The 12,646-nt window shown below is 73.4% G+C and carries 12 protein-coding genes; 7 read left to right on the top strand and 5 right to left on the bottom strand.

Translation table 11 applies throughout. The features are described from left to right. Window positions 1-149: 149 nt before the first annotated feature. Together H0H10_RS04610 and H0H10_RS04605 are read left to right on the top strand one after the other, a co-directional pair. On the top strand, window positions 150-1,139 hold the full coding sequence (locus H0H10_RS04610) for a LysR family transcriptional regulator (protein WP_188179509.1): 990 nt from the start codon (window positions 150-152) through the stop codon (window positions 1,137-1,139). Between the two features lie 113 nt (window positions 1,140-1,252). Continuing rightward, window positions 1,253-1,954 carry a PepSY domain-containing protein gene (locus tag H0H10_RS04605; protein WP_223179369.1) on the top strand — a complete coding sequence of 234 codons (702 nt, stop codon included), beginning with the start codon at window positions 1,253-1,255 and terminating at the stop codon, window positions 1,952-1,954. A 102-nt stretch (window positions 1,955-2,056) separates the two neighbouring features. On the opposite strand, the gene H0H10_RS04600 is transcribed toward H0H10_RS04605, so the two are convergent. The 3 genes from H0H10_RS04600 to mdlC all read right to left on the bottom strand — a co-directional run bounded on the left by H0H10_RS04600 (window position 2,057) and on the right by mdlC (window position 6,486). After that, a complete protein-coding gene (locus H0H10_RS04600; protein ID WP_188179507.1) occupies window positions 2,057-3,310 on the bottom strand; it encodes an MFS transporter in 1,254 nt (417 codons plus the stop codon). 58 nt (window positions 3,311-3,368) lie between these two features. Then, the gene (locus H0H10_RS04595; RefSeq protein ID WP_188179506.1) at window positions 3,369-4,823 is read right to left on the bottom strand and encodes a benzaldehyde dehydrogenase; all 1,455 of its coding nucleotides are present in this window, start codon (window positions 4,821-4,823) and stop codon (window positions 3,369-3,371) included. 82 nt (window positions 4,824-4,905) lie between these two features. Then, window positions 4,906-6,486, bottom strand: a complete 1,581-nt coding sequence (mdlC, locus tag H0H10_RS04590; protein ID WP_188179505.1) for a benzoylformate decarboxylase — start codon at window positions 6,484-6,486, stop codon at window positions 4,906-4,908. A 95-nt stretch (window positions 6,487-6,581) separates the two neighbouring features. Between mdlC and H0H10_RS04585 the strand changes: the two genes are divergently transcribed. The 3 genes from H0H10_RS04585 to H0H10_RS04575 all read left to right on the top strand — a co-directional run bounded on the left by H0H10_RS04585 (window position 6,582) and on the right by H0H10_RS04575 (window position 8,356). Then, entirely contained in the window at window positions 6,582-7,517 is a 936-nt protein-coding gene (locus H0H10_RS04585; RefSeq protein WP_188179504.1) for a LysR family transcriptional regulator, read from the top strand. Window positions 7,518-7,587: 70 nt separating this feature from the next. Then, entirely contained in the window at window positions 7,588-7,839 is a 252-nt protein-coding gene (locus tag H0H10_RS04580; RefSeq protein ID WP_188179597.1) for an Lrp/AsnC ligand binding domain-containing protein, read from the top strand. 88 nt (window positions 7,840-7,927) lie between these two features. Then, window positions 7,928-8,356, top strand: coding sequence for a hypothetical protein (locus tag H0H10_RS04575; RefSeq protein WP_188179503.1), 429 nt, complete (start codon window positions 7,928-7,930; stop codon window positions 8,354-8,356). An 18-nt stretch (window positions 8,357-8,374) separates the two neighbouring features. On the opposite strand, the gene H0H10_RS04570 is transcribed toward H0H10_RS04575, so the two are convergent. Continuing rightward, window positions 8,375-8,881, bottom strand: coding sequence for a molybdenum cofactor biosysynthesis protein (locus H0H10_RS04570; RefSeq protein ID WP_188179502.1), 507 nt, complete (start codon window positions 8,879-8,881; stop codon window positions 8,375-8,377). Window positions 8,882-8,987: 106 nt separating this feature from the next. Here H0H10_RS04570 and pgm point away from each other — a divergent pair, with 106 nt between their 5' ends. Beyond that, window positions 8,988-10,628 carry a phosphoglucomutase (alpha-D-glucose-1,6-bisphosphate-dependent) gene (gene pgm / locus H0H10_RS04565; RefSeq protein ID WP_188179501.1) on the top strand — a complete coding sequence of 547 codons (1,641 nt, stop codon included), beginning with the start codon at window positions 8,988-8,990 and terminating at the stop codon, window positions 10,626-10,628. Between the two features lie 33 nt (window positions 10,629-10,661). Here pgm and H0H10_RS04560 read toward each other — a convergent pair whose 3' ends face one another. Next, on the bottom strand, window positions 10,662-11,864 hold the full coding sequence (locus tag H0H10_RS04560) for a cytochrome P450 (RefSeq protein ID WP_188179500.1): 1,203 nt from the start codon (window positions 11,862-11,864) through the stop codon (window positions 10,662-10,664). A 217-nt stretch (window positions 11,865-12,081) separates the two neighbouring features. On the opposite strand from H0H10_RS04560, the gene H0H10_RS04555 reads away from it, so the two are divergent. Then, window positions 12,082-12,552: an ATP-binding protein gene (locus tag H0H10_RS04555; RefSeq protein ID WP_188179499.1), complete on the top strand. Its 471-nt coding sequence runs from the start codon at window positions 12,082-12,084 to the stop codon at window positions 12,550-12,552. The last annotated feature ends 94 nt before the right edge of the window (window positions 12,553-12,646 follow it).

Below are 12,646 nucleotides of genomic sequence, written 5' to 3'. Positions count from 1 at the left end.
AACAGGTGATAGCGCGGGACTATCCCCGCCGTGCCGGCCACCCGCCGGACCGCAGCGGAACGGGTTCGGCCGGGAGTGCTGAACTCGCCCTGTTCCGCAGCGATTTGTTCACCTGGCGCAACCAGGTTGTTCGGCTCTACGCTCCCTGCATGGAGCTCGAGGTGAGGCACCTACGCGCGCTGTGCGCCATCGCCGACGCCGGCAGCCTGCACCGGGCGGCACGCCAACTCGGCGTCGCCCAGCCCACGTTGAGCACCCAGCTGAGCCGCATCGAACAGGCCCTGGGCGGACCGCTGTTCGTCCGCGAACGCACCGGCTGCCGCCCCACCCCGCTGGGCCGGACCGTCCTCGGCCGGGCCCGCCCGCTGGTGGCCGACATGCGCGCACTGGTCCGCGAGGCCCGTGCCGCCGCGGCCGGCGGCGACAGCCGGCTGCGCATCGGCTCCACCGCCAGCCGCGCCCTGGCCGGCTGGCTGCGCCGCCTCAGACGTCCCGGCCTGGAACCGACGCTCCAGATGGACGTCTCCGCCAACGCGCTGCTGCGCAGGGTCGTCGACGGGCAGCTCGACGTCGCCTTCGTGCACGAGGTCGAGGGCTGTCCGCTGCACATCCCCGAGGGCCTGCGGCTGTGCGTCCTGATGGACCGTGAACCGCAGTTCGTCATGCTGCCCGCCGATCACCCGGCCGCCGCCCGTCCCGTCGTCCGCCTCGCCGACCTGGCCGACGACCGCTGGATGGTCGACCCCACCGTCGACGGCGAGTGGGACGGCGTCCACCGGATGCTGCGCGCCGCCGGCCTCAATCCGCGCGTCCTGCACGGCGACTACCACACCGCCGCCTCCCTCGTGGCCACCGGCGAGGTCGTGACCGTCTGCCAGCCCAGCTCCCAGTCCCGCCCCGACACGGCGGTACGGCGCCTGTACGGCGACCCCCTCGCCGTACGCCTGATGGTGGCCGCGCGCACCCGGGCCGAGCTGGACGCGGTCTACCCGGCGCTGGAGGAGGCGTACTGGGAGGCCGCCCGCCAGTCCCCCGCGTACCGGGAGTGGCTGGAGCGCACCGCGCCCCGGCCCGTCGCCCCGTGTTCGCCCTCGGCCGCCAGGGCGATCGGGCGCGCGGCGTTCGCCCCGGTCCGCTGACCGCACCCGGCGGCCATTCCGGTGGTTTCCCCCGGGGACCCGTGTGACGGCCGGGCGTCACGGTTACGGAAAGCAGCATGAGCCCTGCGCGACGTCTTCTGCCTATTCGTTCGATGGCCGTCATCTGTGCCCTGGGCGGCTCCCTGCTGCTGACCGCCTGCTCCAACGCCGACACGGCACGCTCCAGCGTCGCCGAGGCGGCTCAGACCGAGTCGCCCACCGGGTCCCCGACAGGCACCGCCTCCCCGTCTCCCACCCAGCCCCTGACAGAGGACCAGGCCGAGCGCAAGGCCCTGATCCCGATGGCCAAGGTCACGTGGGACAAGGCGGCCGACGCCGCCGTCAAGGAGGTTCCCGACGGCAAGCTCGTCCACCTTGAACTGAAGCGCTTCTCCACCGAGTCCACGGAATCGCCGGGCACGCCCAGCCCCAGCACCCCGGCACCGGCCCCGAGCCAGGACGCCCCCGAGTGGGAGGCCAAGGTCGCCTCCGCCGACGGCACGGTGCACCGGATCGACGTCGACGCGGTGACCGGCGAGGTCTTCCGCACCCAGATCGAACCGGACCAGGACGCCGACGACAAGCGCGAGGTCGCCGACCGGCTGAGCCAGGCCGAGCAGACGCCGGAGCAGGCCGTGAAGGTGGCCACGGACAAGACCAAGGGCACCGTGACCAGCGTCGAGCTCGACGAGAACGACGACCGGCAGCTCCTGTGGTCCGTCGACGTCGTCAACACCGACGACTGGAACAAGACGACCTACGACATCGACGCGAAGAACGGCAAGATCCTGCGCGAACACGTCGACCGCGACTGAACGACGGACGGGAAGGCGCCACGGGAGCACCGGGCGGAAGTGACCGCCCCGCTCCCGCGGCGCCTGCACGCCGGGCCGCGGACCGCGAGGTCCCGGACGCCGTCAGTGGGCCGGCCCGGCCGCCTCCACGCGCTCGTCCTCGCCGCGGCGCGGCAGGGTCAGCACGGCCAGGAAGCCGAGGACCGCCACCGCGGCGAAGAAGTAGAAGCCCCACGGGTGGCCGATCCCCGAGGCGACGAGCGCGCCGGTGATCGACGGTCCGACGATCGAGCCGATCCGCCCGATCCCGGAGGCCGAGCCGAGGGCGGTGCCGCGCACCGACGCCGGGTAGAAGTTCGTCACGTAGGCGTAGACGAGCACCTGGGCGGAGAAGACGAACACGCCGGTGAAGAAGACGACGACGTTGAGCAGGAGGTCGCTGTCCATCTTGACGCTGAGGCAGGCCAGCATGACCACCGAGACCGCGAACCAGCCCATCGTGGTGCCCTTGATGCCGCGCCGGTCCGCGACGTATCCGCCGAGGACGAGGCCGGCCACGCCGCCGACGTTGAGCACCAGGAGCTGGGTGACGGCGGTGGGGACCGGGTAGCCGGCGTCGTTCATGAGCTTCGGCAGCCAGGTGTTCAGGCCGTAGACCAGCAGCAGCCCCATGAAGGAGGCGACCCAGACGCCGATGCCCGCGCGCAGGTACGCCGGCTTCAGCAGCTCGGTGAACGGCACGCGCCGGCCCCCGGCCTGCTTGGCCCGGACGAACGCCTCCGACTCCGGCAGCCGGAACCACTGGATGGCGGCGACGACGAGGCCGACGACGCCGAGCAGGTAGAACAGGATCTCCCAGTCGTCGGTCACCTGCAGGGCCAGGAGCGAGGTGATCACGGCACCGGTGTGGTAGCCGGTCATCGTCAGGGTGCTGGCCCGCGCCCGGCGGCTGGCCGGCATGTGCTCGGCCATCATCGTGAGCGAGACCGGCATGCACGCGCCGAGGCCGAGTCCGGCGACCAGACGGAGCGCGGCGAACATCCAGACGGAGGTGGCCAGCGGTACGACGATGGTGAAGACCGAGAACACCACCACCGACCCGATGAGCAGGTGGCGGCGTCCCAGCCGGTCGGCGAGCGGGCCGACGCAGACCGCGCCGATGGCCACACCCACCAGCGACAGCGTCGCGATGGTGGTGGCGTCACCGGCGGTCATGCCGAGGTGATGGGTCTTGAGCAGCGTGGGGATGATGGCGCCGAGGACGACGAGGTCGTAGCCCTCCAGCAGGACGGTGATCCAGCACAGCAGCACGGTCCATCTGCTGTTTCCGGTGGCGCCGGTGCGGGCCGGCGCGGCGGACGTGGTGGCGGAAGCCATGGTGACATTCCCCCCAGGGGACGGGAGCGGACGAGCGGACGGGGAGCGGGGCGGGACCTCAGAACGGGTAGTCGGCGATGTCCGGACGGACCGTGACCCACTGGGTCTCGGTGAACGCCTCGACGTTCGCCGCGGCACCGCCGAAACGGGATCCGGTGCCGGAGGCCTTGACCCCGCCGAAGGGGGCGTTGGGCTCGTCGCTCACGGTCTGCTCGTTGATGTGCACCTTGCCGGAGTCGATCCGGTCGGCGAGCTTCATCGCCGTACCGACGTCCCCGAGGATGCCGACGGACAGCCCGTACTCGCAGTCGTTCACGATCCGGGCGGCCTCCTCCAGCGTGGAGAAGCCGATGACGGGCGCGACGGGGCCGAAGATCTCCTCGCGCCAGGCCGGCATGTCGGTCGTCAGCCCGGTCAGCACGGTCGCGCGGTAGCAGGCGCCGTCGATCTCGCCGCCGGCGGCGATCTTCGCGCCCGCCGCGACGCTGTCGGTGACGATGCCGTGCACCCGCTCCAGTTGCTTCCGGTCGATGATCGGGCCGAGCGCCACGTCCTCGCGGGCCGGGTCGCCGACGGGCAGTGCCTCGGCCTTCGCGGCGAGCGCCGCGGTGTACTCCTCCAGCAGCGACTCGTGGACGATGTGCCGGCCGGTGGTCATGCAGATCTGCCCCTGGTGCAGGTACGAGCCGAAGGCACCGGCCGAGGCCGCCTTCCGCACATCCGCACCGGGCAGCACGACCAGGGCGTTGTTCCCGCCCAGCTCCAGGTGGGCCCGCTTCAGCAGCCGGCCGGCCTGCTCGCCGATCGCCCGTCCCACCGGCGTGGAGCCGGTGAAGGAGATCACCCGCACCTCGGGGGCCTCGACGACCGCCCGGCCCACCGAGCCGTCGCCCGGCAGCAGGTGGAGGACGCCGGCGGGGAGTCCGGCCTCCTCGAAGACACGGGCGATGACGACACCGCCGCTCACCGCCGTGCGCGGGTCCGGCTTGAGCAGCACCGCGTTGCCCAGCGCGAGCGCCGGCGCCACCGAGCGCAGGCCGAGGATCAGCGGGAAGTTGAAGGGGGCGATCACGCTCACGACACCGGCGGGGCGGCGGCGGGCGAACGACCAGCGGGACTCCTCGGAGGTGAGCACCTCGCCCTGCGGATGCGTCGGCAGGCCCGCGCACTCGAAGGCCTCGCCCACGGCGAGCTGCACCTCGAAGCCCGCCTTGGCCCGGGTGGAACCGGCCTCGCGCACCAGCCAGTCCGCCACCTCGGCGGCGTGCTCGGCGAAGAGCTCGCCCGCCCGGCGCAGCACGGTGGCCCGCTGCTGCGGGGAGGTCGCCGCCCACGCCCGCTGGGCCTCGGCGGCCCTGGCGGCGGCACGGCCGACGTCCTCGGCCGTGGCCAGCCCCACCGAGCCGAGCCGGTCACCGGTCGCCGGCTCGGTGACCGGGTGCTGTGAGGCGGAGTCCTGCCAGCCGTCGCTGAAGAACTTCCTGCCCCAGACGTCGCTGTCCAGGAGTGTCATCGCTTTCCCCTTCTTCGGGATCTTCGGTGGTCCGGGCGCGTCAGCGGCTCCGCGCGCCCGGCCGTGCGGCCATTCGGGCCGGTCAGGAGGGCGTGGTGAGCGCCGTGTCCACCTGGACGAGCCGGGGGTGGTCCGGTCGCTCGGCGAGTACGGCACGCAGCTCGTCGACGCCGCCGACGTGCCGGGCGCGGACGCCGTAGCCCTCCGCGATGCGGGTGAAGTCCATCCCCGGGATGTCCAGTCCGGGGGCGTCCGGCACGCCGAGGAGGCCGCCGAACCAGCGCAGGGCCCCGTAGGTGCCGTTGCGCAGCAGGACGACGGTCAGCGGAACGCGCTGCCGGGCGGCCGTCCACAGGGCGGTGATGCCGTAGTTGGCCGATCCGTCGCCGATCACACCGACGACCGGACGGTCGGGCTGCGCCATGGCGACGCCGACCGCGCCGGGCAGGCCGAAGCCGAGCCCGCCGGCCGCCGGGAAGTAGTAGGAGCCGGGCCGGCGCAGGTCCATCTGGCGCCACCAGGAGGAGTTCGTCGACGTCGACTCGACGACGTACGCGGTGTCCTCGGGCAGCTCGTCGCGCAGCGCCGCGAAGACCTCCTCGGGGTGCAGCACCGGTCCTTCCGCGGTGAGCGGCGCGGGCGCGGGCCGGTACGGGTCCGCGGGCGCGGAGGGCGCGTCGAGCACCTTCACCAGCAGGTCGATGACGGCTCCCGGGTCGGCGACCAGCGCCTCGCCCATCGGGGCCCGCGCGGCGGCGGGGGCGTCCTCGGTCACCTGGATCAGCCGGGTGCCCTCCGGCAGGTACCGGCCGGGGAGGTGCTCGTGGTAGCGGAAGACCGGCGCTCCGAGCACGAGCACCAGGTCATGGCCCTCGAACGCCTGCGAGACGGGCGCGATCCCGGCGGGCAGCACACCGCGGAAGAGCGGGTGGCGGTTGGGGAACGGCAGCCGGAACTGCGACGGGGCCGCCCACACCGGACCGCCCAGGCGCTCGGCCAGCCGGACCGCCTCGTCGAACAGACCGGCCGAGTCGATGTCGCCGCCCAGCACGAGCGCGGGACACCGGGCGGCGGTCACCTGCTCGGCCAGCCACCGGCTCTGCTCCGCGTCCGGCACCGAGGCCCGGCGCACCCGGCGGTCGAGCACGGCCAGGCTGTTGTCGCCGGCCTCGGCCGACCAGTCGTCGTACGGGACGGAGAGGTACGTCGGCCGCCGCTGGAGCCGCGCCTCGAAGACGGCCTGGGCGAGCGCCCGCGGCACGTCCTGTGCGCACGCGGGCTCCGCCGCCCAGCCGACGAGGGGCTTCATCAGGGACGGGGCGTCGACGCTGGCCAGGTTGGCCTCGGGGCCGACGGCGGGCCGCACCTGCTGCCCGGCCATGACCACGAGCGGAGTGCGCGAGGCCACGGCGTTCGTGAGCGCCCCCATGGCGTTGCCGGAGCCGGAGGCGGCGTGCAGGTTCACCAGGACCGGGCGGCCCGTCGCCTGGGCGTACCCGTCGGCCATGCCGACGACCGCGCCCTCGTGGAGGCCGAGGACGTAGCGGAAGCCGTCGGGCAGGTCGGCGAGGAAGGGCAGCTCGTTGGAGCCGGGGTTGCCGAAGACGGTGGTGAGCCCCTGGCGTTCCAGGAAGAGATGGGAGACACGACGTACGGACGGCACGGACGTTCCTTTCAACGTGACGCCCGACACGCTAGGCAACGCCGTGAGAGGGGCACCAATAGATGTTCCGACGTCGCGATATAGAGTTTTTCGATATGGGGACCTTCGACCTCAATCTCGCCCGCGTGTTCGTGCTGCTCTACGAGACCGGCAGCGTCACGGCCACCGCCGAGACGCTGCACGTCACCCAGCCGACCGTCAGCTACAGTCTGGGCAAGCTCCGCCGGCACTTCGACGACGAGCTGTTCCGCCGCAACGGGCGCGGACTGACGCCGACCGCCGGAGCCCGCCGGCTGTACGAGCCGCTGCAGCGCGCGCTCGCGGACATCGACGGGACGGTCCGGCAGGCCGACGACTTCGACCCCGAGACCATGTCGGGCCGCTTCACGATCGCCCTGTCCGACCTCGGCGAGGCGACCCTCCTGCCCCGGCTGCTGGCGGCGGCGCGCGAGCGGGCGCCGCGGGTGTCGTTCACCGTCCGTCCGTTCGACGTCGAGGACGCCGAGAGCCAGCTGCGCCGCGGTGACCTCGACGCGTTCGTGGCCACGCCGGTGCTCACGTCCCACCGGACCGTGCGGATCCCGCTCTTCGGGGAGCGTTACGTCGGCATGGTCGCCGCCGACCATCCGCGGGTACGGGGCGACGCCGTCACCCTGCCGGAGCTGGCGGTCGAGCACCACGCGACGGTGTCCGGCCCGAGCGGGCACGTCGCGCCGCGGGCCGTCCTCGCCGCGCACGGGCTGATCGACCGGGTGGTCGTGGACGCCACGCGTTTCTCGCTGCTCCCCTACCTGCTGGAGCAGACGGATCTGATCGCGATCGTCCCCGAGTACGTCGGGGAGGTCTTCACCTCGTCCCACCGGGTACGCCTGGTACGCCTCCCGTTCGAGACGGAGCCGATCGAGGTGGCCCTGTACGCACGGCACGAGTCCTCGCGCAGTCCGGCGCAGCGGTGGCTGGTACGGTTCATGGCCGAGGTGCTCGGGGAGCAGGTGAGCCCCGCTCAGCTACCGCCCTCCGCGGCACGGTAGCCGACCGCCGGACCGGTGCGATCACGCACGAGGCCGTCCGCCGCCGGCGCTCACTCGGGACAGTCCTGGGCTGACCGAGCTGCACTCCGCGACCGGCCTCGCGCCGGCCGGGACGGGACGGGCCGTCGCCGCCCTTCCGGAGGTGCGGTTCGCCGCCGCCGTCACCGGACGGACCCATCCGGCCGTCTCGGTGCTCTGCGGCACCACCGACGACCTCTACACCTTCCTCAGCGAGAGGCTGGGCGCCCTGACCGCCGTCCGCACCGCGGAATCCGTCCTCACCCTGCGCTGGGTCAAGACCCTGACGAGGCAGTCACGTTGAGCAGCCCGGCGGGCGAGCCGGGCCTCGGAGAGGTGGCGGACCGCGGCGGCATGTGTTTGCCGCCGCGGGGAGGGGCAAGGCGGTGTCCATGAGCGAATCGAACAACGACCCGAGCAAGAAGAACGACGCCACGCGGACGACCGAGTCCAAGGCCCGGCGCGCCGCGGCCAAGGCCACCGCACCCGCTTCGCGGGCCGGAAAGACCGCCGCCGACAAGGCCGATGACGCGACGTCGGCGGCCAGGGCAGGCGCCGAGCGGGCGTCCGAGGCCGCGAACGGTGCCGTCCACACGGCGGTCAGGGGCGTCGAGGCAGGCCGTCAGGCGGTCGTCGCGACGTCGGGCCAGGTGGCGGCCACCGCCAGGACGGCGTGGACGGCCATCGCCCACCGCAAGCTCGTCGCCGCCGGCGTGGGTGCCGGACTGACCGCGCTCGGCGCCGCGTCCTACGCCGCGGGCCGACGCGCGGGACGCCACACGCACGGTCCCCTCACCCGGCTCACCGGCGGCCGGATCTGACACCGTCCCAGGGCTGCGTCACGGCGCGCCCGGCTCGCCGACGACCTCGAACGTCGCCGGGCCGAGCGTGAGCACACCGTCGCTCAGGGGCGTGCACCGTACGCCGCCCCCGCCGCGCAGCGCGCGCTGTGCGCCGGGACCGATGGTGACGTCCATCCAGGCACAGGGCCGGGCGGGACGGTTGACGGCGAACGTCACGGGACCGGCACCGCTGTCGAGGGAGATCGTCGCGCCGACGCAGGCGTCGATGTCGACGCCCCGCAGCAGGATGTTGCGACGGGTGTGCCGCAGGTCGGCGTCCGGGGCGATGTGCAGGGGCAGCTTCTCCGCGGCCATGATGGTCACCGACGCGTTCCGGTGCGCGGGGCGCCCGTAGTAGCGGTCGCCCACCAGACCCAGACCGCGCCGCACCTCGACCCGCGTCACGCACTCGTCGGGCGGCCCGGGCGCGGGCCCGTCCGCGGGGCGCCCGGCCAGGCGGTGCGCGGGCGACACCAGCAGCTGCAGCACCTCCACCCCGGTCATGCCGTTCACCCTAACCCCGGCCGGAAGGTCCGGTACCTGCCCGGCCCGGGGACGGGGGAAGATGAGATCGCGAGCGAATGCATGACCGATGCGGAGGAGTGGGCGCATGCAGCACGAGCGAGCCGGCCGCCAGGCCGGCCCCGAGGACCTGATCGACGTCGCCCGGCTGGTGACGGCGTACTACGCCCTGCACCCGGACCCGGCCGAGGCGGGACAGCGCGTGGCGTTCGGCACCTCGGGACACCGCGGATCGTCACTGGCGGCGGCGTTCAACGAGGACCACATCGCCGCCACCAGCCAGGCCATCTGCGAGTACCGCGAGGCCCAGGGCACCGACGGGCCGCTCTTCCTCGGTGCCGACACGCACGCCCTGTCCGAGCCGGCGAGGATCACCGCCCTGGAGGTGTTCGCGGCCAACGACGTGACCGTGCTCATCGACGCCGAGGACGGCTACACGCCCACCCCGGCGGTCTCGCACGCCATCCTCACCCACAACCGGGGACGCACCTCGGGCCTCGCCGACGGCGTGGTGGTGACCCCCTCGCACAACCCGCCCGCCGACGGCGGCTTCAAGTACAACCCGCCGAGCGGCGGCCCGGCCGGCTCGGACGCCACCTCCTGGATCCAGGACCGGGCCAACGAGATCATCGCGGGCGGCCTGAAGGACGTACGGCGCGTCACCTACGCCAAGGCGCTCGCCGCACCCGGCACCGGCCGCCACGACTTCCTCGGCCGCTACGTCTCCGACCTGCCGAACGTGCTGGACCTCGACGCGATCCGGTCCGCCGGCGTGCGGATCGGCGCCGACCCGCTGGGCGGCGCCTCGGTGGCGTACTGGGCCCGCATCGCCGAGCAGCACCGCCTCGACCTCACCGTGGTCAATCCGCTGACCGACCCCACCTGGCGGTTCATGACGCTGGACTGGGACGGCAAGATCCGCATGGACTGCTCGTCGCCGCACGCGATGGCCTCGCTCATCGACCGGCGCGACCGCTTCCGGATCGCCACGGGCAACGACGCCGACGCCGACCGGCACGGCATCGTCACCCCGGACGCCGGACTGATGAACCCCAACCACTACCTCGCCACGGCCATCGCCTACCTGTACGCGCACCGCACCGAGTGGCCCGCCGACGCGGGCGTCGGCAAGACGCTGGTGTCCTCCGGCATGATCGACCGGGTGGCCGCCGACCTCGGCCGCCGGCTGGTCGAAGTGCCCGTGGGCTTCAAGTGGTTCGTGGACGGGCTGGTCAACGGGTCCCTCGGCTTCGGCGGCGAGGAGTCCGCCGGGGCGTCGTTCCTGCGCCGGGACGGTTCGGTGTGGACCACGGACAAGGACGGCATCATCCTGGCGCTGCTCGCCTCCGAGATCACGGCCGTCACCGACAGGACGCCCTCCGAGCACTACGCCGCGCTCACCGCGCGCTTCGGCGAACCGGCGTACGCCCGCATCGACGCCCCGGCGTCCCGCGAGGAGAAGGCACGCCTGGCCAGGCTGTCCCCGGCACAGGTCACCGCCGACAGCCTCGCCGGGGAGCCGGTCACCGCCGTGCTCACCGAGGCGCCGGGCAACGGCGCGTCCATCGGCGGGATCAAGGTGACCACGGAGAACGCCTGGTTCGCGGCCCGCCCCTCGGGCACCGAGGACGTCTACAAGATCTACGCCGAGTCCTTCCTGGGGCAGGACCACCTCCGGCAGGTGCAGGACGAGGCCAGGCTCGTCGTCCTCGGCGCCCTGGGCGGCTGACGCCGCGCCGGCCGCCCGCCCCGCCCGGGCCGGTCAGTCGCGACCGGCCCGGGGGAGTGCCACTGTCAGCCCGCGGATCTCGTAGCCGCCGATGGCGTCCTTGAAGGAGACGCGCGGGCGCGTGGTCATCCTGATGCCGTCGAGGGCGAACAGGCGGCTGAGGAACACATCGGTCTCCAGGACGGCGATGTGGGCCCCGGGGCACCGGTGCGCTCCGTCGCCGAAGGAGAGCCCCGCCCGGCCGGGGCCGGTCTCCATCGCCCGGTCCGGCCGGACGAGCAGCGGATCGTCGCCCACGGCCTTCGGGTCGGTGTTGGCGTCGTCCAGGCGGACCTCCACGTACTCGCCGGGACGCACGGCGACCGGTCCGCCGGGGCAGGGAAGTTCCAGGGCCGTGGTGGCCCGGCGGCGCAGCTGTGCCACCACGGGTTCCAGCCGCAGGATTTCCTGGAGGACGGCCAGGCGCCCGGCCTCCTCCGCCGAGCGGTAGCGGTCGAGCAGGTCGGCGTCCGTGAACAGGTGCCAGGCGGCCAGCGAGACGAACTCCCGCGTGGTGACCATGCCGGCCGCGGCGAACGTCAGGCACTCACCGAGGATCTCCGCGTCCGAACAGCCCTCCGCGATCAGGTGGGAGATCAGGTCGTCGTGCTCCCGGCGACGGTGCGCGCGGACGGCGGGACGGACGTCGGCCAGGTGGATGCGCAGCCAGTTGGTGTTCTGCCGCAGGAACCAGTAGAGGCCGCGGACGCTGGTCAGGCCCGGCTCGCCGAACTCCTCCGGGAAGAAGCGCTCCAGCCGACGGCGGATGCCGGGCCTGCTGTAGCGCAGACCGATGACCTCGCTCACCACTCCGATGGCCAGACCGAACGCCAGGTCGGGCAGATGCGCCTCCCCGTCCCTGCGGAGCACCGCCAACTGCTCCTCGGCGATGCGGACCATCAGGTCGCGGTAGTGCTCGTCCACCCGGCGCGGGGTGAAGAACCGCGCGGTCTGGCGGCGGTGTTCCCGGTGTTCGGGACCGTCCCGGTAGAGCACGGGCCGGCGGATGCGCGGCGGCAGTTTCTCGACCGTCTCGATGCCGAGACCGGCCTGCACGGTGCCGGGGCCGCGCAGCACCGCACGGGCGACGGCGTAGTCGTGCACCCGCCAGGTCCCGTCCTCCGCGCGACTGACCGGGCAGGCCGGCCGGTCCCGTCCCCGGTCGGCCTTCCGGGCGGAGTCCTCGGCCTCGCGCATCGGTGCGCACCCCCATGCCGGACGCCGGGCCGTCCCGGTGACGGCCCGGACCTGACGACGTCGTCACAGGATCACGCACCCGCCCGCCCGTCGGCCAGCCCCCCGCAGCGCGGGATGAGGGCAGTCGGACGATCTCGTGAGCCGGAGTCCGATTTTTCTCGGTTTCGGGGGTAGACGGCTGGCGTGACGGCCAGGGTGAGGAAAGAGGGCGGATCGGATGGACGGGGCTGCCCGGAGCGGGGAACAGTTGCGGGACGGACCGCTCGGTGTCTCGGCGGCGTACGAGGGCGGCTCCGGAGACATCGCGCGGGGACGGGAGCTGGCCCGGGACTTCCTGGCACGCCTGCGTGAGGCCCACGGCCTTCCGGTGTCCGACCGGGCGATGGACGTGGTCCAGCTCGTGGTCAGCGAGCTGCTGACGAACGCCTGCAAGTACGCGCCCGGCCCGTCCCTGGTCGATCTCCGGCTGACCGGCGGCGGGGTGGAGGTGTCGGTCTGGGACAGCGACCCGGTGCTGCCCGTGGCCGAGGCCCCCGACCCCGGCCGGGTCGGCCGGCACGGCCTGGAGATCGTCCTGGGCCTGTGCCGGAGTCTGGAGGTGCACCGCGAGGCGGTCGGCAAGCGCACGACGGCGGAGGTGCTGCTGGCCGACGACCCGCACCGGGAGGCCGCCGGCCGCCGGCCCTGAGCCCGGTGGGGTGCCGGCGGCGGTCAGCGGCGGTTGTCGCAGGTCGCCGATCCGCTGGTGCCGCTCGCGGGGGGCGGTCGGCCCCAGTCTTCGG

The organism is Streptomyces griseicoloratus, assembly GCF_014534645.1.
Classification (GTDB): domain Bacteria; phylum Actinomycetota; class Actinomycetes; order Streptomycetales; family Streptomycetaceae; genus Streptomyces; species Streptomyces griseicoloratus.
Note: the sequence above shows the minus strand (reverse complement) of the source record. Positions and strands in the feature narration are given on the sequence as shown.